Origin of the sequence: Variovorax nivicola (genome assembly GCF_051216475.1) — a bacterium.
In the GTDB taxonomy this organism is placed as follows: Bacteria; Pseudomonadota; Gammaproteobacteria; order Burkholderiales; family Burkholderiaceae_C; genus Variovorax.
Window position 1 is genome coordinate 574,022 of sequence record NZ_JBPJZK010000004.1, and the last position, 20,371, is coordinate 594,392.

Annotated in this window: 21 protein-coding genes; 9 read left to right on the forward strand and 12 right to left on the reverse strand. The window is 66.7% G+C overall.

From position 1 onward, the window contains the following. Positions 1-10 precede the first annotated feature (10 nt). A complete protein-coding gene (locus ACSFBF_RS19445; protein WP_435469751.1) occupies positions 11-2,257 on the forward strand; it encodes a heavy metal translocating P-type ATPase in 2,247 nt (748 codons plus the stop codon). A 10-nt stretch (positions 2,258-2,267) separates the two neighbouring features. On the opposite strand, the gene ACSFBF_RS19450 is transcribed toward ACSFBF_RS19445, so the two are convergent. From ACSFBF_RS19450 to ACSFBF_RS19470, 5 genes are read right to left on the reverse strand one after another with little or no spacing between them, the layout of a single operon-like run. Beyond that, positions 2,268-2,750 carry a GNAT family N-acetyltransferase gene (locus tag ACSFBF_RS19450; protein ID WP_435469753.1) on the reverse strand — a complete coding sequence of 161 codons (483 nt, stop codon included), beginning with the start codon at positions 2,748-2,750 and terminating at the stop codon, positions 2,268-2,270. Positions 2,751-2,799: 49 nt separating this feature from the next. After that, complete coding sequence (locus ACSFBF_RS19455; RefSeq protein WP_435469755.1) at positions 2,800-3,927, reverse strand: sterol desaturase family protein; 1,128 nt, start codon at positions 3,925-3,927, stop codon at positions 2,800-2,802. Between the two features lie 40 nt (positions 3,928-3,967). Further along, positions 3,968-5,245: a beta-ketoacyl-[acyl-carrier-protein] synthase family protein gene (locus tag ACSFBF_RS19460; RefSeq protein WP_435469757.1), complete on the reverse strand. Its 1,278-nt coding sequence runs from the start codon at positions 5,243-5,245 to the stop codon at positions 3,968-3,970. Continuing rightward, positions 5,242-5,538 (reverse strand): phosphopantetheine-binding protein, encoded by a 297-nt coding sequence (locus tag ACSFBF_RS19465; RefSeq protein WP_435469760.1) that lies wholly within the window; start codon positions 5,536-5,538, stop codon positions 5,242-5,244. The genes ACSFBF_RS19460 and ACSFBF_RS19465 overlap by 4 nt, the downstream gene beginning before the upstream one ends. A gap of 44 nt (positions 5,539-5,582) precedes the next feature. Then, positions 5,583-6,443, reverse strand: a complete 861-nt coding sequence (locus ACSFBF_RS19470) for an alpha/beta hydrolase (protein WP_435469762.1) — start codon at positions 6,441-6,443, stop codon at positions 5,583-5,585. 137 nt (positions 6,444-6,580) lie between these two features. Here ACSFBF_RS19470 and ACSFBF_RS19475 point away from each other — a divergent pair, with 137 nt between their 5' ends. Next, a complete protein-coding gene (locus ACSFBF_RS19475) occupies positions 6,581-7,270 on the forward strand; it encodes a response regulator transcription factor (RefSeq protein ID WP_093057118.1) in 690 nt (229 codons plus the stop codon). 7 nt (positions 7,271-7,277) lie between these two features. After that, on the forward strand, positions 7,278-8,687 hold the full coding sequence (locus ACSFBF_RS19480; RefSeq protein ID WP_435469764.1) for a sensor histidine kinase: 1,410 nt from the start codon (positions 7,278-7,280) through the stop codon (positions 8,685-8,687). Here ACSFBF_RS19480 and gloA2 read toward each other — a convergent pair. The 7 genes from gloA2 to gstA all read right to left on the reverse strand — a co-directional run bounded on the left by gloA2 (position 8,684) and on the right by gstA (position 14,632). Continuing rightward, entirely contained in the window at positions 8,684-9,079 is a 396-nt protein-coding gene (gloA2, locus tag ACSFBF_RS19485) for an SMU1112c/YaeR family gloxylase I-like metalloprotein (protein WP_435470065.1), read from the reverse strand. The two genes, ACSFBF_RS19480 and gloA2, sit on opposite strands and share 4 nt — an antisense overlap. 8 nt (positions 9,080-9,087) lie before the next feature. Beyond that, positions 9,088-9,534 (reverse strand): GNAT family N-acetyltransferase, encoded by a 447-nt coding sequence (locus tag ACSFBF_RS19490; RefSeq protein WP_435469766.1) that lies wholly within the window; start codon positions 9,532-9,534, stop codon positions 9,088-9,090. Further along, positions 9,531-10,016 carry a RidA family protein gene (locus tag ACSFBF_RS19495; RefSeq protein ID WP_435469768.1) on the reverse strand — a complete coding sequence of 162 codons (486 nt, stop codon included), beginning with the start codon at positions 10,014-10,016 and terminating at the stop codon, positions 9,531-9,533. The genes ACSFBF_RS19490 and ACSFBF_RS19495 overlap by 4 nt, the downstream gene beginning before the upstream one ends. Positions 10,017-10,079: 63 nt before the next feature. Beyond that, a complete protein-coding gene (locus ACSFBF_RS19500; protein ID WP_435469770.1) occupies positions 10,080-11,183 on the reverse strand; it encodes an alkene reductase in 1,104 nt (367 codons plus the stop codon). Positions 11,184-11,268: 85 nt separating this feature from the next. Next, positions 11,269-13,089 carry an acyclic terpene utilization AtuA family protein gene (locus ACSFBF_RS19505; RefSeq protein WP_435469772.1) on the reverse strand — a complete coding sequence of 607 codons (1,821 nt, stop codon included), beginning with the start codon at positions 13,087-13,089 and terminating at the stop codon, positions 11,269-11,271. Further along, a complete protein-coding gene (locus ACSFBF_RS19510; protein WP_435469774.1) occupies positions 13,086-13,868 on the reverse strand; it encodes an enoyl-CoA hydratase/isomerase family protein in 783 nt (260 codons plus the stop codon). Before ACSFBF_RS19510 ends, ACSFBF_RS19505 begins: the two co-directional genes overlap by 4 nt. A gap of 155 nt (positions 13,869-14,023) precedes the next feature. Continuing rightward, on the reverse strand, positions 14,024-14,632 hold the full coding sequence (gene gstA / locus ACSFBF_RS19515) for a glutathione transferase GstA (protein WP_435469776.1): 609 nt from the start codon (positions 14,630-14,632) through the stop codon (positions 14,024-14,026). Positions 14,633-14,818: 186 nt separating this feature from the next. Between gstA and ACSFBF_RS19520 the strand changes: the two genes are divergently transcribed. The 6 genes from ACSFBF_RS19520 to ACSFBF_RS19545 all read left to right on the forward strand — a co-directional run bounded on the left by ACSFBF_RS19520 (position 14,819) and on the right by ACSFBF_RS19545 (position 20,371). After that, positions 14,819-15,004 carry a DUF1328 family protein gene (locus ACSFBF_RS19520; protein ID WP_206176433.1) on the forward strand — a complete coding sequence of 62 codons (186 nt, stop codon included), beginning with the start codon at positions 14,819-14,821 and terminating at the stop codon, positions 15,002-15,004. After that, positions 15,004-15,900, forward strand: coding sequence for a transglutaminase-like domain-containing protein (locus ACSFBF_RS19525; RefSeq protein WP_435469778.1), 897 nt, complete (start codon positions 15,004-15,006; stop codon positions 15,898-15,900). The genes ACSFBF_RS19520 and ACSFBF_RS19525 overlap by 1 nt, the downstream gene beginning before the upstream one ends. 175 nt (positions 15,901-16,075) lie before the next feature. Continuing rightward, the gene (gene mnmG, locus ACSFBF_RS19530) at positions 16,076-18,040 is read left to right on the forward strand and encodes a tRNA uridine-5-carboxymethylaminomethyl(34) synthesis enzyme MnmG (protein ID WP_435469780.1); all 1,965 of its coding nucleotides are present in this window, start codon (positions 16,076-16,078) and stop codon (positions 18,038-18,040) included. Continuing rightward, on the forward strand, positions 18,037-18,678 hold the full coding sequence (gene rsmG / locus ACSFBF_RS19535; RefSeq protein ID WP_435469782.1) for a 16S rRNA (guanine(527)-N(7))-methyltransferase RsmG: 642 nt from the start codon (positions 18,037-18,039) through the stop codon (positions 18,676-18,678). Before mnmG ends, rsmG begins: the two co-directional genes overlap by 4 nt. Before the next feature lie 138 nt (positions 18,679-18,816). Continuing rightward, a complete protein-coding gene (locus ACSFBF_RS19540; protein ID WP_435469784.1) occupies positions 18,817-19,431 on the forward strand; it encodes a LysE family transporter in 615 nt (204 codons plus the stop codon). Positions 19,432-19,450: 19 nt separating this feature from the next. Beyond that, positions 19,451-20,371, forward strand: a complete 921-nt coding sequence (locus tag ACSFBF_RS19545; RefSeq protein ID WP_435469786.1) for a ParA family protein — start codon at positions 19,451-19,453, stop codon at positions 20,369-20,371.

A 20,371-nucleotide genomic window follows, 5' to 3' on the forward strand; every position in this document is an offset into this window, starting at 1 on the left:
GCCTTGGCACATGGAAAAAGTTCTGCAGCAGCAACAAATACCCGGCACCACCACGCTCGATCTCTCGGTCGGCGGCATGACTTGCGCCTCGTGCGTGATGCGCGTCGAGCGTGCGCTGAAAAACGTGCCGGGCGTGCAGGACGTGAGCGTGAATCTCGCGACCGAATCGGCCCGCGTGGTGACTGGCGGCAACGAAGACATGGACGCCCTGCTGCGCCGAGCCGTGCGTGCCGCGGGCTACGAGCCGCGCGCGGCGAGCACTGCGGCCGACGAAGCTGCGCTGTCACCATGGCACGGTTTCGGCCCGGTCGCAGTCGGCCTGGCGCTATCGATCCCATTGCTGGCGCCGATGCTCGGCGATCCTTTCGGGCAAGACTGGATGCTGCCGCCATGGCTGCAACTGCTGCTCGCAACGCCGGTGCAATTCTGGCTGGGTGCGCGCTTCTATCGCGCGGGCTGGCATGCGGCAAAAGCGCGCACCGGCAACATGGATCTGCTGGTGGCACTCGGCACCAGCGCGGCCTTCGGGCTGTCGCTCTGGCTCTGGTGGCGCGCGGCCACCGGCGAACATGCGGGCCACGGTGCGATGCCGCATCTGTACTTCGAGGCTTCGGCGGTGGTGATCACGCTGGTGCTGCTCGGCAAGTGGTTGGAAGCGCGCGCCAAGCGCCAGGCGACCTCGGCGATCCGCGCGTTGCAGCAGCTGCGGCCCGAAGTGGCGCACCTGGTCGGCGCGCGCGGCAAGGAAAGCGATGTGCCGCTGGCCGAGGTGATGGTGGGCGACTGCCTCGCGGTGCGGCCCGGCGAACGAGTGCCGGCCGATGCACGGGTGATCGAAGGGCAATCCGAAGTCGATGAATCGATGCTCACCGGCGAGCCGCTGCCCGTGGCCAAAGGACCGGGCGATGCACTGACCGGCGGGGCGGTAAACGGCGACGGACGCATGGTCATCGAGGTGAGCGCGGTCGGTGCCGAGAGCGTGCTCGCGCGGATCATCCGGCTGGTCGAAGACGCGCAGGCCGCGAAGGCACCGATCCAGCGGCTGGTGGACAAGGTCGCGGCCGTGTTCGTGCCGGTGGTGCTGGTGATTGCGCTCTTCACGCTGGCGGGTTGGCTGATTGCGGGTGCGGGCATCGAGACCGCGCTGATCCATGCCGTGGCGGTGCTTGTCATTGCCTGCCCGTGTGCGCTGGGCCTTGCAACGCCTGTCGCGGTGATGGCGGGCACGGGCGTGGCGGCGCGGCACGGCATCCTGATCAAGGACGCGCGTGCGCTGGAAATTGCGCACCGCGTCGATACCGTTGCATTCGACAAGACCGGCACGCTGACGATCGGCCGGCCGGTGCTCACTGCGCTGGTGCCCGTGGCAGGCTCCGATGCCAGTGAAGACCAATTGCTGGCGACGGCCGCCAGTCTGCAGAGCGGCAGCGAGCATCCGCTGGCCAAGGCTGTGCTGGCCGCTGCGGTGCAGCGCAACGTCCAGGTGCCTGTGCTGGGTGTGATGCAGGCGTGGCCGGGTCGCGGTGTGCGTGGCGAAGTCGACGGCGTGCACTGGGCCATCGCTAGCCTGCGCTGGTGTCGTGAACTCGACGCGATGCCCGACGCTGCGGAAGTCGATCATTTGCAGTCGCAGGGCGCAACAGTCTCCGCTCTGCTGCGTTTCGACGAAGCCGGCGCCGCGCATGTGCATGCATTGCTCGCCTTCGCCGACGAACCCAAGCCGCAGGCTGCCGAAGCCATTCGCACTCTGAGAGCGCGGGGCCTGCGCGTGGTGATGATCTCGGGCGACAACCTGCGCGCGGCGCAGGCCATGGCGGCGCGGCTGGGCATCGCGGCCGAAGACGTGCGTGCCGATGTGTTGCCGGCCGACAAGGCGGCGCAGGTCGCTGCATTGAGGAAGAACGGGCACATCGTGGCGATGGTAGGCGACGGCGCGAACGATGCGCCCGCGCTGGCCGCGGCCGATGTGGGCATCGCGATGGCGCCTTCGGGCGGCGGGACCGACGTGGCGATGGAAGCGGCCGGCATCACGCTGATGCGCGGCGATCTCGCCCTGGTGGCGCAGGCTTTCGAGCTCTCTGCACGGACGGTCGCGAAGATCCGGCAGAACCTGTTCTGGGCCTTTGCCTACAACGTGGCCGGCATCCCGCTGGCGGCCTTCGGTTTGCTGAGCCCGGTAGTGGCCGGTGCGGCCATGGCGCTGTCGAGCGTGAGCGTAATGGCCAATGCGCTGCTGCTGCGGCGCTGGAAGCCTTGACGATGCCTTTTCAGTCGAACAGCAGCGCCATCACGTACTCGTCGACGTAGTTCTCTTCTCCGGCCCGCTTGTAGTACTTGCGCAGCGTGCCTTCGCGCTCGAAGCCCAACTTCTCGTAGAAGCGCAGCGCGGGCGCGTTGTCGCTTTCGGCGAAGAGTTCGATGCGCTTGACGCCAGCAGTCTTCAGTGCGTCGATGGCTTCGCTGACCATGGCGAGCGCAATGCCCTGGCCATGGAATGCGGGATCGACTGCGAGCGTGCCGAGGCCGGCCACATGCTGAATACGACCCGGGTAGCGCGTGGCGCGATAGAAGCCCGCGATGCGTCCTTCGCGTTCGTAGACGTAGAAGCAGCGGGTGTCGAGCAGTGCCTGGTAGACAGCGCGGAAGTCCTCGAGCGGCATCGGGTCGTAGCCGAGGAAGCGCACGACCTTCTCGTGCATGTAGAGGGTGAAGACGGTGTCGATGTCTTCAGGTGTGGCCAGCCTGTGCATGATCGAATGTTCCCGGTGCGATGAGAGCGCCGAGCATACATAGCGAAGCTCAGGTCAGCAGTACCGCCGAAATTCCCAGCAAGGCCAGCTGCGCGCACCAGGCCCATCGCAGGCGCAGTTGAGAGTCGAGCACAGCGCCAATAGACCAGAAGCCGCCCACGGCCAGCGCAAGCAATCCCAGTCCCGTCTGGAAAGCGAGGTCGTCGGCGCGCCACAGAAAGGCCAGCGTCACGCCGACCCAGCACGCGAAATGAATCGAGGCCGAAGCCACCTGCGGGCGCGTCAGCGCCGGATCGTGAATGTGCATCGCTTCTTCCAGCGAAAAGGGTGCATCGGGAAACTGCTGCGCCACGTCGGCCGGTCGCCAGCCCGGCGGCTTGAACCACACGGCGATCTTGTCTTGCCAGCGCCGCGTGTGCCAGGCGTCCCGCAGCAGCGGCAAGTAGGGACCGAGGATCGCGCGCATCGGGTCGAAGCTCGCGAGTGCCTTGCGCGTGCCGTAGACGCAGCGCTCTTTCTCTTCGGCGAAGGTGCCGAACATGCGGTCCCACACCACGAGCATGCCGCCGTAGTTGCGGTCCACATAGCCGTCGTTCACCGCGTGATGCACGCGATGGTTCGACGGTGAAGAGAACACGCGATCGAACCAGCCGAGCTTGCCGATGTGCTCGGTGTGGATCCAGAACTGGTAGACCAGCACGATCAGCCCCGCAAGGCCGAACTGCTCGGGCGGTACGCCCACCACCGCCATCGGCAGGTAGAAAGCCCAGCCCAGAAAGGCCACGGTGCTTTCCTGCCGCAGCGCAGTGGAAAAATTGAAGTGCTGGCTCTGGTGGTGCACCGAGTGCGCGGCCCAGAACACGGCCGATTCGTGTCCCGCGCGATGCAGCCAGTAATCGAAGAAGTCGAACAGCAGCACAGCGACGATCCAACCCATGACGCTGTCCCAGAAGCCGGGCCGCGTCCAGATCGCGACCAGCGGATAGACCATCGCGTAGAGGCCGATCTGGAACAGCTGCGTGCACACCGACAGTGCCTGGCTCAGCAGCCCCTGGCTCAGGCTGCCGAGCGTGTCGCTGAAGCGGTAGGTGTTGCGCCGCTTGAGCCAACCCCATGCGAACTCGCACGCCATGAGCAGCGCGAACACGGGCACGACGAAAACAACCAGCCGGTGCACCGCGTTCGTTTTTCAGGAAGGGTTCAGCGAATCTTCAGCGTCAGGACGCGCGGCCGGCCACGATGACCGCGTTGGTGCCGCCAAAGGCGAAGGAGTTGGACAGCGCATAGCGGATGCCCTTGGCCTCGCGCGCCTCGACCTGCACGAAGTCGAGGTCGAATGCGGCGTCGGGCGTCTGCAGGTTGGCAATGGGCGGCAGCGTCTCGCGCGCCAGTGCACGCAGCGCTGCAATGAGCTCGATGGCACCGCCGCCGCCGAGCACGTGGCCGTGAATGGCCTTGGTCGCGCTGACGGGCGTGCCGTTGCCGAACACTTCGCGGATCGATGCGGCCTCGGCTGCATCGCCGGCGGAGGTGGCCGTGCCGTGCGCGTTGATGTGGCCGACGTCGGAGGCCTCGATGCCTGCGTCGCGCAGTGCGGCGCGCATTGCACGCACTTGGCCCGGCGCATCGGGGTTGGTGATATGCGTGCCGTCGCAGTTGGTAGCGTAGCCCGCGAGCACGAAGGGCGCGGCTTCGGCGCCGCGTGCGGCTGCATGCGCTTCGGATTCGAGCACCAGTGCGGCCGCGCCTTCGCCGATGGCAAAGCCCGCGCGGTCGCCCGAGAACGGGCGGCAGGCCGAAGAGGGCGCATCGGCCGGTGGTGGCGCCATCACGCGCATGGCGTGCCAGCTGGCCATCACGCCGGGCGTGAGCATGGCGTCGTGGCCGCCGACGATGGCCACGTCGATCCAGCCGCCGCGAATGGCGCGCATCGCCTCGCCGATGGCCACGGCCGAGGAGGCGCAGGCACAGGCGTAGGCAATGGCCGAGCCACGCGCGCCGAAGTGCAGCGCGAGCTCGGCCACGGCGGCGTTGGGCATCACGGTGAGCACGGTCGTCGGGCGCATGCGGCGTTGTTCGCCGTAGAGCGCGCTGGTGGTGTTGTCGAAGGTGCCGGCGCCCGCGAGGCCGCTGCCCCAGAAGATGCCGAGGCGGTCGCGGTCGATGGTGTCGAGGTCGAGCCTGGCTTCGCTCGCGGCGTCCTGCGCGGCGGCCAGCGCCATGGCGGTGCCTCGGTCCAGTGGCAGGCGCGATGTGCTGCGCACGCCGTTCGAATCGAAGTCGCAGGCAGCTACGGCGAGCAGCATCGGGTCCATGCCCTTGATCTCCAGCGTCTGCGCGCGCACGGCCGAGCGGCCCGCGAACAATGCCTCGTCGAAGGCTTCGACAGTGCGGCCGATGGGCGTGACGAAGCCGATGCCGCTCACGCGCACCGGCGCGGAGGCGGCGCGCGCGGCCGAAGCGGCGAGCACGGCGTGGGCTGCACCGCTGCTCATGCAGTGGCTTCGGCGGGTTGGGCCGCAACGGCGCCGGAGCTTTCCGCATCGATCACCTCGCACAGCCGCTGCAGCGTGATGCCGGCTTCGCGCGGGTCAAGGCGGTCTTCGGGAATGCGCAGGTGGAAGGCGTCTTCGACGGCGAAGACGAATTCCATCAGCGCGAGCGAATCGAGGCCGAGGTCGGTCAGCGCGGTGGCCTGCGAGATGGCCGAGCGCTCAACGCGGAAGTCGGTCTCCAGGATCGCGGCGATGCTGTTGAAGGTGGGCGAAGAAGCGTTGGAAGAAGACATGGAAATGCTTTCCTTTCAGGCGTGATCGAACGTTGTCGAAGGTGTCAGGCGTACAGCGGATGCTCGGGCATCGTGCCATGCGCCACGGCGTCGACGAACGACACTGTTTCGCGCACAACCTGTTGACGATCGTTGTCGATTGTGATCATGTGGTAGCTGTTGGCGACCACGACGGTGCGGAAGGCGCGGCAGCGCAGGCCGCGCGCGAGGATGTCGAGATTGGCCACGCTGGCCACCTCGTCCTGCTGGGCGTGCAGCGCGAGCACGTTGTCGCATTGCACGCTGTTGAGGTTGCGGCGCACGTGGCGGATGAGCCGGTCGTGCTCGCGCAGGTGGCCCACGCCGATGACGGAGCTGCCGGCGCGCGAGACCTTGCGGTGGCGCAGCTCGCGCTCGATCCAGGCGCGCACGCGTTCGTTCTTCACGCCGTAGGGCGGGCGTTCGCGGTATTGCCAGAGCCGGCCGAGCGGCGTGTAGAAGGCCAGCGGCAGCAGGAACTGCGTGCGCGGAATGGCCCAGCCGTCGAAGCGCAGCGTGGTCGACATGAGCACCAGCGCATCGACTTCGCTGCCGCAGCGGATGGCCGCGCCAAGGGCCAGCGAGGAGCCGGCGGAGATGCCGACCAGCATCACGCGGTCGTGCTGCGCGCGCAGTGCCTTCACCTGCGCCTGGATCTCGTCGAGCCAGCGTTCGTACGGCGCCGCGCGCTGCAGCGGCGCATTGGCGTCGAACGAGTAACCCTCGATCGACAGCGGGTGCACCGAATAGCCGCGGCTGCGCAGGGCGGACTGCACGGTCAGCAACTCGTCAGGCGTGCTGCATAAACCATGCAGCAGGACCACGGCGGTGCGTTGCACCTCCGGAGGCACCAGGCTCAAAAGATCGGAGGGTTCACGCGCGCTCATCGTGTGGCGTCGGCCATGAAAATGGCCCGTATTTCATCTTGCTGTCGTATGCTCATGTTGCGTTTATCGCTTGGAGCGACTGACCGGCCGCTGACCCGTCGTTCGCAAGGCAGATCACCCCCAACCACTCAATAACCATGCGAATTCTGCTTGTCGAAGATGACGCCGTTCTGCGCGATGTGATGGTGCGCAGCCTCGCGGATGCCGGCCATCGCGTCGACGTGTCGACCAACGTCGAAGATGCCGATCACCTGTGGCGCGTGCAGCCCTTCGATGCCGTGCTGCTCGACCTCAACCTGCCCGCCACCGCGAGCCCCACCAGCGGCCTTGCGAGCGGCCTTACCGCGCTGCGACAGGCACGTGCGCGCGGCGACCGCACGCCTGTGCTGGTGCTCACCGCGCGCGGCCGCACCGAGGAGCGCATCGCCGGGCTCGATGCGGGCGCCGACGACTACCTCGGCAAACCCTTCGACCTGGCCGAAGTCGAAGCGCGCCTGCGTGCACTGGTGCGCCGCGCCAAGGGCACCGAAGACATCGTGCTGCTGGGTCAGCTGAAGCTCGACCGCAAGGCACGCCGCTTCTCGACGGCGAGCGGTCCGCTCGACCTGCCGGCGCGCGAATTCGAAGTGCTGTGGGAGCTCATGAGTCCGCCGGGCCGCACGGTGAGCAAGCGTGCGCTGTCCGACAAGCTGTCGAGCTTCGACGAATCACTCGGCGACAACGCGCTCGAGGCCTTCATCTCCCGCCTGCGCAAGAAGCTGCAGGGCACGGGCGCGAGCATCCGCACGCTGCGCGGCATCGGGTACCTGCTCGAAGCCGAGGTTTGATCCGCGCGTGGCCGAGCAGCAGCAGCCGATAGAACCGCAGCCCGTGGCCGCGACCGTGGTGCGCGCGCCCTCGCTCACGCGGCGCGTGCTGCGCAACGTGCTGGTGCCGCTGGCGCTCACGTGGATGGTCGGCGCCGTCATCGCGCTGGTCATTGCCAACTACTTTTCCGAGCAGGCCTTCGACCGCGGCATGCTCGACGATGCCTATGCGCTGTCGGCCAACGTGCAAGCCGGTGAACGCGGCATAGAGCTGCTGCTGACGCCGCGTGAAGTGGCCACCGTGCTCTTCGATCAGGTCGACAAGGTGTACTTCGCGGTGCAGCGGCTCGACGGCTCGCTGATCTCGGGGCAATCGGGCCTGCAGGCGCCGCTGCCGGTGGACGGCTCGCGCTACCGCTTCTCCGACGTCCACTATGAAGGCAGCACGCTGCGCGCGGTGGTGCTCGAGCATGACGCCGAGCCCGACATCAGCATGCCTTACCGCGTGATCATTGCGCAGACCACGCTGAGCCGGACCGCGCTGGTGCGGCAGCTGCTCGGCTATGCGCTGGCGCCGCAGATCCTGCTCCTGATCCTGCTCGCGATCTGGCTCTGGTACGGCATCCGCAGCGATCTGCGTCCGCTCGGCGACCTGCAGCGCGCGCTCGACCGGCGCGACGTGCGCGACCTCTCGCCGGTGGCGGTGGCGCAGACTTCGCGCGAACTCCAGCGCCTGGGCAATGCGGTCAACTCGCTGTTCGAGCGGCTCGGTGCCAGCGTGCAGGCGCAGCGCGAGTTCGTGGGCAACGTGGCACACGAGCTGCGCACGCCGCTGGCGGGCATTCGCGCGCTGGCCGAATACGGCCTGGCACAGCAGGACACGACGGTGTGGCGCGAGCAGCTGGAGCGCGTGTCGGAACGGCAGGCGCGCGCCAGCCACCTGATCGACCAGCTGCTGGCGCTGGCGCTGGCCGAGGAAGCACGCACCGAGCTCAAGCGCGTGCCGGTGCGGCTCGACGTGCTGGCCGAGCAGACGGTGCTGCGGCACCTCGCGCGCGCCGATGCACGCGGCGTCGACCTGGGCGCCCGCGGCCTCGACGACGGCGTGGTGGTGCATGCCAATGAGGCGCTGGTAGAAGGCATCCTCGACAACCTGATCGACAACGCGCTGCGCTATGGCGGGCGCACCATCACCGTCGAGCTTGCGGGCCGCACGCTGAGCGTGATCGACGACGGGCCCGGCATTCCGCTCGAGGCGCAACGCGCCCTCATGCAGCGCTGGGCGCAAGGGCCCGCGGGCGAGAAGCTTGGGCAGGGCTCGGGGCTGGGGCTGTCGATCGTGTCGCGCTATGCGGAGTTGCTGGGTGCCGAGCTGCGGCTCGAAGCGGCGGAGCCCACCGGCCTGCGTGTGAGCGTGGCGTTCGGTGAAGTGGCCTAGAGCGGCGCGGCTTCGTAGAGCTCGAGCGGAAGGTCGTCGGGGTCGGCGAAGAAGGTGAAGCGGCGGCCCGTGAATTCATCGATGCGCAATGGCTCGACAGCGATGCCTTTCGATGCGAGTTCGTCTGCAGCGGCCTGCACGTCTTGCACTTCGAAGGACAGGTGACGCAGCCCCTGCGCCTCGGGCCGCGTGAGGCGCGCGGGCGCATCGGGGAAAGAGAAGAGCTCGATCTGCGAGCCATCGGGCAGTGCCAGGTCGAGCTTGTACGAGTCGCGCGCGGCGCGGTAGTTTTCGGCGATCACGCGCAGGCCGAGTACCTCGGTGTAGAAGCGCTTCGACACCGCGTAGTCGGCGCAGATGATCGCGACGTGGTGAATGCGGGCCAGCTGCATGGCGATGCTCACTTCAATGGCTTGCGCAGGAAGACGCGGGTGCGCTCCGCGAAGGCGAGGCGCTTGTACTCGACGTACCCGATGCGTTCGTAGAGCGCGCGGTTCTCGGTCATCTTCTCGTTGGTGAAGAGGTAGATCGAGTCGTGGCCTTGCCGCAGTGCTTCCTGCTCGGCGAGTTCGAGCAGCGCGCGGCCCACGCCGGTGCCCTGGTGTTGCGGCAGCACGTCGATCAGGAAGCCTTCGTCGGTGACGTCGAGCACCAGTGCGGCGACGGTCTGGTCTTGTTGCGTGGCGACCCAGACCTGTGCGTTCGCGATGGCCACGCCGTAGTCCTTGGTCATCGGAATCGGCGTGAGGCCCAGGCGCGGGATGTAGTGGCGGAAGGCCTCGACGGCGCAGGCAGCAACGGATGTTGCATCGCTCTCGGTGGCGCGCCTGATGGTCCACGTCTTCATGCGTCGAATTCCACTTCGCCTTCGATCTCGACCGGGATGTTGAACGGCAGCTCGGCCATGCCCACGGCACTGCGTGCGTGCGCGCCGATGTCGGGTCCGAAGAGTTCGAGGATGAGGTCCGAGAAGCCGTTGATCACCGCTGGCTGCCTGTCGAAGCCGGGCGCCGAAGCGGCCATGCCGAACACGCGTGTCCACGCGGTGATGCGGTCGAGATCTCCAAGGGCGCGTTGCAGGCTGCCGAGCATTGCCAGTGCCGTAAGGCGGGCCGCTGCATAGCCTTGTTCGACACTCACCTCGCGGCCCAGCTTGCCGAGCGGCGCGGCGATGGTGCCGTCTGCATTGAGCGGGCCGTGGCCCGAGATCACTGCACGTCGGCCGACGATACGCACGAATTGGAAGGGTAGAACGACGCCGGGTGGCGGCGTCACTGTCGGTGGAAGAACGAGGCCGAGCGCGGCCAGTCGTTGCTCGATGCGGGCCATGGCATTTCTCTCCTGAGGGCGGACACAAAGCGTCCGCCGCATCTTGCCATGGCCTTTTCCGGATTACGCCAGTGCGGGGTAGTCCGTGTAGCCCTTCGCGCCGCCACCGTACATGGTGGCCTTGTCGAGCTCGTTGAGCGGTGCGTTCTCGCGCAGGCGGCGCACGAGGTCAGGGTTCGAGATGAAGGGCTTGCCGAAGGCCACGAGGTCGTCGCCTTCCTTCAGCGCTTCTTCGGCGAGCGGGCGGTCGTAGCCGTTGTTGACCATCCATGCGCCCTTGCCGCCGGCTTCGCGGTAGGCGGCCTTCAGCGCTTCGTAGTCGAAGGGGCGGTCCTCGATTTCGCGCGGGCCACCGGTGGCGCCTTCGATGATGTGGATGTAGGCGAGGTTGAGCGTGGCGAGCTGCTTCACCACGTAGGTGAACAGCGGCTGCGGGTTGCTGTCGTGCACGTCGTTGGCCGGCGTCACGGGCGACAGGCGAATGCCGGTCTTGCCGCCGCCGACGGCATCGACCACGGCGCGCGCGGATTCGAGCAGCAGGCGGGCGCGGTTCTCGATGCTGCCGCCGTAGTCGTCGGTGCGCTTGTTGCTGCCGTCCTTGAGGAACTGGTCGAGCAGGTAGCCGTTGGCGCCGTGCAGTTCCACGCCGTCGAAGCCGGCGGTCTCGACTGCGCTGCGAGCGGCCACCGCATAGGCGTGCACGATGCCGGGCAGTTCGCCTGCGTCGAGTGCGCGTGGCTCGGAGGTCTCGACGAAGGTCGGCACGCCGTCCTTGATGAGCACGGTCTTGGTCTTGGCGGTGATGGCCGAGGGGGCGACGGGCTTGCCGCCACCGGGTTGCAGTTCGGTGTGCGAGACGCGGCCCACGTGCCACAGCTGCACGACGATCTTGCCGCCCTTGGCGTGCACGGCGTCGGTCACGTGCTTCCAGGCGTCGAGCTGCTCGGTGCCGTAGAGGCCGGGCACGTCGGCATAGCCCTGGCCCTGGTGGCTGATGGCGGTGGCCTCGGTGATGAGCAGACCGGCACTGGCGCGCTGGGCGTAGTAGGTGGCGGCGATGTCGGGCGGGACTGCATTCGGCGAGCGGTTGCGCGTGAGCGGCGCCATGACGATGCGGTTGGCGAGCTTCAGGTCGCCGGCCTGGACGGGGTCGAAGAGGGTGGACATCGTGCGATCGAAAGCAGAGTTGAAAGAGGCGCAAGGCTAAGCCCCCGGCCTCAACCCTGCTGTCGCACGGTTGTCCCGATTGGTGTTAGGCAAGCAACGCCAGGAGCGCAGGGCTTACGCGCATGGGCACGGCGAGCAGGATCTGCCCCATGCCCTTGCCGAGCGGATCGTTGCGCAGCGAGGCCATGCCGCCGCCGCCGAGCGCCTGCTCGCAGACGAAGTTGAAGGCGTCGATGCCCGGCACCTCGTAGCGCGTGACGCGGCCTTTGACCAGGTGCGCGAGCCATTCGGCCACGCGCGCTTCGGTGAGTTGTTCGCGCAGCAGCGGCAGCAGGGCGGGGTGGCGTGCGATGATGCCGATGTTCGAGGTGTCGCCCTTGTCGCCGCTGCGGGCCCAGGCGAGGCGCAGGAGGGGAACTTCGATGCTGTCCGTGCTCGCCGGGAGTGCCGTCCCCGTTTCTGAGGCTCTGGCAGGCGATGGAATGGGGGCCTGGGCTATGGCGGAAACTTCGGTGTGCGGAATTTCGATGCGTTCTCCATCGATGGCCACCGTGGCCTCGACCTGCGACTTGTCCAGCAGGAACGCGTATTGCCGGATCGACGGCGACACCGAGGCGCGCCCACCGCCCGCACCCGTGGTGCCGGGCGCCCACGACGTGCCCGCCGGTGCGACCTCGCGCGCGAACAGTTCCAGCGCCTCCTTGCGCGGATGCGTCACCGCGAGCCGCAACACTGCTTCGCGCGTCTGCAATGCCTGAGCATGCGGGCCGTAGCACGACTCCGCGCCCAGCACTTCGAGCTGCGTGCCGCTGTACGGGCCGAAGCCGTATTGCGAGAACAACGCTCCCGTGCGCGCGAGGATCGCTTCGCCCGTGCGCTTCGCCTTGGCCACCGCTTCGAAGCCCACGATGGTGAGCTGCGCCGCCGTCTTGAAGCCATCGACATACGTGGCGCTGACCTTGTAGCTTGCGGTCGGCGCACGGCCGCGCGCGCCATGCACCCGCACGCGGTGCTCGCCGGCCTGCTCGATGTGTACCTGCGTGAAGTCGGCCACCACGTCGGGCAGCAGATAGGCCGCAGGGTCGCCGATCTCGTAGAGCATCTGCTCGCCCACCACGGCGGGTGTGAGCTTGCCGCCGGAGCCTGCCGGCTTGGTGACAACGAAGCTGCCGTCGGCGCTGCATTCGACGATGGGGTAGCCGATGTTCGGCCAATCCGGCACGGTGTCCCAGTCGGTGTGCAGGCCGCCCGTGGCCTGGCAACCGCATTCGATGATGTGGCCCGCGAGGCTGCCGGCCGCCAGCAGATCGAAGTCGCCCGGTTGCCATTTGAATTCGTGCATGAGCACGCCGAGCGTGACGGCGGAGTCGACACAACGGCCGATGATGACGACCTGCGCACCCGCATCGAGCGCGGCCTGTATCGGCCGTGCGCCGAGATACGCATTGGCGGTGAGCACGCGTTCGGGCAGCGCGGTGCCGCTCTGCAGTTCGCGCACAGGTGGTTGTGCCTGGCGCAGTTGCGGCAGCAGCGGGGACACGTCGTCGCCGCTCACCACTGCGATCTTCAATGCGATGCCCTGCTCGGCGGCCAGCGCTGCAAGTGCATCGGCGCAGCCTTGCGGGTTGACGCCGCCAGCGTTGCTCACCACGCGGATGCCTTGTTTCACGACGTCCTTCAGCACGGCCTTCATCGCGACGGAGACGAAGTCGGTCGCGTAGCCCAGCTCGGGTTTCTTGAGCCGCGCACCTGCAAGGATCGACATGGTGAGTTCGGCGAGGTAGTCGAACACGAGGTAGTCGATCTGCCCGCTGCCCACGAGCTGCGGCGCGCCCACACTGCTGTCGCCCCAGAAGCCCGAGGCGCCGCCGATGCGGACGATGCGTTCGTTGTTGCTGCTGCTCATCGTCCGCTCCACTGCGGTTTGCGCTTCTCGCGGAAGGCGAGTTGTCCTTCGGCGGCGTCTTCGGTGAGTGCGAACAGGCCGATCTGGCTTTCGGTGAACGCCATCGATTCCTCGAAGGCCATCGCCTCGATCTTCTTCATCGTGTAGAGGCCGCGGCGGATGGCGGCGGGCGACTTGTCGAGCATGCGGCCGAGCAGCCAGTCGACGCTTTCGTCGACATCGTCGCTCACGCGGTTGACTAGCCGCAGTTCGAGCGCTTGCGCGGCGGTGATGGGCTCGCCGGTGATGCACATCTCGGCCAGCACGCGGCGCGGCAGCAGGCCGCCGAGCACGCTGAGCACCTGCGCGGGAAAGAGCCCGACCTTCACCTCGGGCAGGCCGAACACGGCCTGGCTGCTGGCCACGGCCATGTCGCACATCGCCATGATCCCCATGCCGCCGGCCATGCAGGCGCCGTTGACGCGTGCGATCAGCGGCACGGTCGATTGCCGGGCCTGGCGGAACAGGTTGGCGAAGCCCTGGTAGGGCGCGGCGTAGTCGAACTTGAAGGAGGTGCCGCTCTGCAGGTCGGCGCCGGCGCAGAAGGCGCGCGTGCCGGCGCCGGTGATGACTACGGCGCGCACGGCGGTGTCGTTGTTGGCGCGGGCCAGGGCGTCGCTCAGGCCGGCGAGCACGGCGCCGTTTATGGCGTTGCGGCGCTCTTCGCGGTCGATGGTGAGCCACATGACGGGCCCGCGCATCTCTTCGCGCAGTTCGACGGGGGGAGGGGTTTCGGGCATGGCGCGGGTTCCTTCTTCGGTCGTCTGAAGTTCTGCCCGTAGCGTGACCCGAAAAAAAAGCCGCATCGTGCGGCTTGTGGCTGAAGCGACCCGGGTTTTCCCCTAGAGGGCACCCGGCCGCTTCAATGCTTCTGCACGCTTTCGCGTGCTTCGGCTTACTTCAGCAGGCCTTCGGCCTTCATTGCATCTTGTACTGCGGGGCGGGCGGCCACGCGTGCGTGCCAGGCCTGGACGTTGGGGAAGCCGGAGATGTCCACGCCCGTGGGCTTGGTCCAGTTGGTGACGGTGAACAGGTAGCCGTCGGCCACGCTGAAGTGGTCGCCCATCAGGTATTGCTTGTTGGCCAGTTCGCCGTCGAGCCACTGGAAGCGCGACTTCAGCTTGTCCTTGAAGATGCCCTTGGCTTCTTCGGGCATGTTCGGGTTGAACAGCGGGCTGAAGCCCTTGTGCACTTCGGTGCCGATGAAGGTCAGCCACTCCTGCAGGCGGTAGCGCTGCAGGGTGCCGGCGGCAGGCGCGAGGTTCTTGGTGGGTGCGAGGTCGGCGATGTATTGCAGGATGGCCGGGCCTTCGCGCAGGCGGGTGCCGTCGTCGAGCTCGAGCATCGGCACGTAGCCCAGCGGGTTGATGCCGTAGTAGTCGGTGCCGTCCTGCAGCTTGTGGCTCTTGGTGCTGGCCAGCACGGGTTCGACGGCGATGCCTGCTTCGTGCAGCGCGATGTGGGGCGAGAGCGAACAGGCGCCGGGCGAGTAATACAGCTTCATGCGAAAAACTCCAATGGATGACGAGGTTGATTGATTGTTGTGGGAGACCGCAGCGGATGCTAGCGGGTTTGGTGGCCTCGCGTTTTTGTCCTACGGCTGCATGCGCGAGGCGACTATCGGGCGTGGGCAGGTCGCTTCCTAAGCTGCGTCGCACGGTGGGCAAGGCCTGCTGCAAGGAGTAGCCGAATGTTGAAGTACGCGATCATTTTTGCGGTCGTCTCCCTCGTGGCCGGCCTGCTCGGCTTCGGTGGCGTGGCGGCTGGCGCCGCCGGCATCGCCAAGCTGCTGTTCGGCCTGTTCCTGGTGCTGGCCGTGCTGTTCGTTGTGCTGGCCGCGCTTGGCGTAGGCGCGGTGAAGAAGGCGCTCGACTGATGCACATCTCCCACGTCGACGCGCAGCTCGACTACGAGGTCGTCGCGCCAGCGCACATGCTGCTCAACATCGAGGCGGCGCGCTCGGGTGCGCAAGCCGTGCTCAGCGAGGAGCTGAAGATCGAACCGCCGACCGAGATGCAGGTGTTCTGCGACGAGGGCAGCGGCAACCGCTTCATCCGTTTCGACGCGAAGCCCGGGCCGCTGAAGATTCGCTACAAGGCCAGCGTGCAGCGCGCGCACATGGTGGTGCCGACCGATCTGCGCGAGGCGCCGGTCAGCGAAGTGCCCGACGAGGTGCTGCACTACATGATGCCGACGCGCTACTGCGAGTCGGACCTGATGTCGCGCTGCGCCCAGCAACTCTTCGGCGACCTGCCGCCGGGCATCGGTCGCGTGCAGGCCATCGTCGACTGGGTCCACGACAGCATCGCGTACGAGCCGGGCAGCAGCAACTCGACAACGACTGCGCGCGAAGTGTTCGTGGAACGCGCGGGCGTGTGCCGCGACTTCGCGCACCTGGGCATCACCTTCTGCCGCGCGCTCAACATTCCGGCGCGGCTGGTGGTGGGCTATGTGTGGTTCGACGAACCGCCGCAGGATTTTCACGCGGTGTTCGAAGCCTGGCTCGGCGGGCAGTGGGTGCTGTTCGATCCGACGCGCATGGCGCCGGTCGACCGGCTGGTGCGCGTGGGCACGGGGCGCGACGCGAAGGACGTGGCCTTCTGCACGATCTTCGGCAACGTGCGCATGACGGACAAGAAGCTCGTCGTTCGCGAACTGCAGGATGAAAGCCTTGAACCGTCGAAGGCGCCGCCGCCGACTGGCGCGCTGGTCGGCATCGAGAAGCCCGTGCCGGTGGTGCAGGTGGTGAACGTGGCTGAAGCGACGGGCTGATGCGGATAGTTTGCTATAAAATATATAGCAAACTATCGAGCTTCCATGGGCGTTAGCGGGTAATTTGGCATGGCCCTCTAGCTTGTCCACACAAAGGGCGCAGATCGGCCTGGACGATTAAAATCAGTGCCCCTTTTGCGCCGCGCACGCGTCAGTTGTGCGCTCCCCATTTCAAATGCTGTACCCCGAAGAATTCGACGTGATCGTCGTCGGCGGTGGCCATGCCGGCACCGAAGCCGCGCTCGCCGCTGCGCGCATGGGCGCCAAGACGCTGCTGCTCTCCCACAACATCGAGACGCTGGGGCAGATGAGCTGCAATCCGTCGATCGGCGGTATCGGCAAGGGCCACCTGGTGAAGGAGGTCGACGCGCTTGGCGGCGCAATGGCGATTGCCACCGATGAGGCCGGCATCCAGTTCCGCATTCTCAATTCGAGCAAGGGCCCGGCCGTGCGCGCCACCCGCGCGCAGGCGGACCGGGTTCTGTACAAGGCCGCCATTCGCCATCGGCTGGAGAACCAGCCGAACCTGAGCCTGTTCCAGCAAGCCGTCGACGACCTGATGGTGGAGGGCGATCGCGTGGTCGGCGCCGTCACTCAAGTGGGCATTGCATTCCGTGCGCGGACCGTGGTGCTGACGGCGGGTACTTTTCTCGATGGCCGCATCCACGTCGGCCTCGACAACTATCAGGCTGGGCGCGCGGGCGATCCGCCGGCGATCAGCCTGTCGGCGCGGCTCAAGGAGCTGAAGCTGCCGCAAGGCCGGCTCAAGACCGGCACGCCGCCTCGGCTCGACGGCCGCAGCATCGATTTTTCGAAATGCACCGAACAGCCCGGCGACGGCATGCCCGGTGGGGCAGGGCCGATGCCGGTGTTCAGCTTCATGGGTCGGGCGGACATGCATCCGCAGCAAATGCCCTGCTGGATTACTCACACCAATGCGCGCACGCACGAAATCATCCGCTCGGGGTTCGACCGCAGCCCGATGTTCACCGGCAAGATCGACGGCGTGGGTCCGCGCTACTGCCCGAGCGTGGAAGACAAGATCAACCGCTTTGCCGACAAGGAAAGCCACCAGATCTTTCTGGAGCCCGAAGGCCTGACGACCAACGAGTACTACCCGAACGGGATCTCGACCAGCCTGCCGTTCGACATCCAGTACCAGCTGGTGCGCTCGATGCCGGGGCTGGAGAACGCCCACATCCTGCGGGCAGGCTATGCCATCGAGTACGACTACTTCGATCCGCGCGAGCTCAAGAGCAGCTTCGAGACCCGCTCGGTCAAGGGTCTGTTCTTTGCCGGGCAGATCAACGGTACGACCGGCTATGAAGAAGCCGCGGCCCAAGGTTTGTTCGCCGGCATCAATGCCGCGCTGCAATGCCGTGGCGAAGATGCCTGGCTGCCGCGCCGCGACGAGGCGTACCTCGGCGTGCTGGTCGACGACCTGATCACCAAGGGCGTGACCGAGCCGTACCGCATGTTCACGAGTCGCGCGGAGTTCCGCTTGCAGCTGCGCGAGGACAACGCCGACATGCGCCTGACCGAAGCAGGGCGCAAGTTGGGCCTGGTGGACGATGTGCGCTGGGATGCTTTCAGCCGCAAGCGCGACGCTGTTTCACGTGAAACAGAGCGGCTCAAGTCGATCTGGGTGAACCCGCGCAACCTGCCGGCCGCCGAGTCGGAGCGGGTGCTGGGCAAGGCCATCGACCACGAATACAACCTGGCCGACCTGCTGCGCCGGCCCGACGTGAACTACGAAACACTGATGTCGCTGGACGGCGGCAAGTACGGCGCCCAGACGGCGCTGAGCGAAACCGAGATCGAGCAGATCGAGATTTCGGCCAAGTACTCCGGCTACATCGAGCGCCAGCACGACGAGGTGGAGCGCGCCGCGCACTTCGAGAACCTGAAGCTACCGGCCGATTTCGACTACGGCCAAGTCAAGGCGCTGAGCTTCGAGGTGCGGCAGAAGCTGGACAAGCATCGGCCGGAAACCCTAGGCCTAGCCTCGCGCATCTCTGGTGTGACGCCAGCCGCCATCTCCTTGTTGATGATTCATCTGCGCAAGGGTGGCCACAAAGCCTTCGCCCGCGACGCCAGCACCACCACGGAAGCAGCCACAGAGCCGCAGTCTGCGGAATGACGGCGCCGATCGATACGCTGCGCGCGGGCGCAGCCGCCATGGGCGTGGCGCTGTCCGACCTTCAGCGCGAACAGTTGCTGGCCTACGGCACGCTGATGCTCAAGTGGAACAAGGTCTACAACCTCACGGCACTGCGCGATCCGGCCAGCGTGCTGACGCACCACCTGCTCGACAGTCTGGCGGCCGTCGCGCCGCTGCAGCGCGAGTGGGCAGGGAAGGGCAAGCTGCTGGACGTGGGTTCCGGCGGTGGCTTGCCCGGCGTGGTGATCGCCATCATGCGGCCTGATCTCGAGGTGAGCTGCCTCGATGCGGTCGCCAAGAAGGCTGCCTTTGTCCAGCAAGTGGCTGCCGAACTGGAGCTCCCTAACCTTCGCGGACTGCACGCCCGGGTTGAATCGCTGGTCGGCAGCTACGAAGTCATCAGCTCGCGCGCCTTCGCGTCGCTGCCGGATTTCTTCAATGGCTCGATGAGCCTGCTCGCACCCGGTGGCGTCTGGTTGGCCATGAAGGGCAAGGTGCCGACCGACGAACTCGCTGCTTTGCCAAAAGGCGTGGCAGTGTTTCACGTGGAACAACTGACGGTTCCCGGCCTGGATGCCGAACGTTGCATCGTCTGGGCGCGCAAAGAAGCTGCCTGAATCGGCGCTCGAATCCGCAAAAGAAGCGGCGACACCGGTAAAAGCCGGTGTCCGAACGATCCTCGCGGCGGTGTGCTCGCTTAGACTCGATGCCTCCCTCTGATCCCTTTCCCGGCTCGCTTTTTCGAGGCAAATCCCATGTTCGGCATCGCTGACTACGGCGCATTCGTCGCCGCCATCATCCTGTTTCTTCTGATTCCCGGCCCGGGCAATCTGGCGCTGATTACCTCGACCAGCAAGGGCGGCATCCGTGGCGGACTGGCTGCGACGATCGGCGTGATCATTGGCGACCAGTGCCTGATGTGGGCGGCGGTGGCTGGCGTGTCGGCCGTGTTGGCCGCGTACCCGACCGCTTTCAAGGCGGTGCAGTGGCTGGGCGCCGCCTACCTGGCGTGGCTGGGCCTCAAGATGCTGCTGGCCAAGCCCGGCTCGGCACCCATCCTCGATATCAAGCCCAGCCATTTCCTGCGCCAGGCCTTCGCCATCACGCTGCTGAACCCCAAGGCGATCGTGTTCTACATGGCCTTTTTCCCGCTGTTCGTCGACCCGGCTCGCCACCAGGGCCTGGTCACTTTCGGCGCGATGGCTGTGACGATTGCCGCGCTGACCTTCCTGTACGGCCTGACCTCGACGCTGCTCACGCACTTTCTGGCCGAGCGCATCCGCGCGAATCCCCGCATTTCCGCCACGCTCGAGAAGCTTGCCGGCATCTTTTTGATCGCCTTCGGCGTCAAGCTCGCAATCTCGCGCTGATCGATCCTCCGGTACTGACATGGCCAAGATTTTCTGCATTGCCAACCAAAAGGGCGGCGTCGGCAAGACCACCACCACCGTCAACCTCGCGGCCGGCCTGGCCAAGGTCGGGCAGCGCGTGCTGATGATCGACCTCGACCCGCAGGGCAATGCCACCATGGGTTCGGGCATCGACAAGCGCCAGCTGGAGCTGACGGTGTACGACGTGCTGCTCGAATCGGCCTCTGTGGCCGAAGCCCGGGTCAAGGCCGACAAGTTGGTGGAGGGCGGTTGCGGCTACGACGTGCTGGGTGCCAACCGCGAACTGGCGGGTGCCGAAGTCGAAATGGTCGCGCTCGACCGCCGCGAAAAGCGCCTGCGCACCGCGCTGGCCGCGGTCGGCGCCGAGTACGACTTCGTGCTGATCGACTGCCCACCGAGCCTGAGCCTGCTGACCCTCAATGGCCTGTGCGCCGCCCATGGCGTGATCGTGCCGATGCAGTGCGAGTACTTTGCGCTCGAAGGGCTGACCGACCTGGTCAACACCATCAAGCAGGTGCACGCCAACCTCAACAAGAACCTGCAGATCATCGGCCTGCTGCGCGTGATGTTCGATCCGCGCATCACACTGCAGCAGCAGGTGAGCGAGCAGCTCAAGTCCCACTTCGGCGACAAGGTGTTCGACACGGTGATCCCGCGCAATGTGCGGCTGGCCGAGGCGCCGAGCTATGGACTGCCGGGCGTCGTGTTCGACCCGGCCGCCCGTGGCAGCCTGGCTTTCATCGCCTTTGCCCAGGAGCTGGTCGACAAGATGCCGCCCGCGAGCGCCTTCGCTTCGGGCGCGGTGGCGCCGCCGATCGCGCCGGTCACGCGCATTGCCCCGGACCTGCCCATTCCCGATGACGTGATGGCGCCCGCAGCGGCACCTGCATCCGACTCCACCAGTGAAAACAATGCCTGA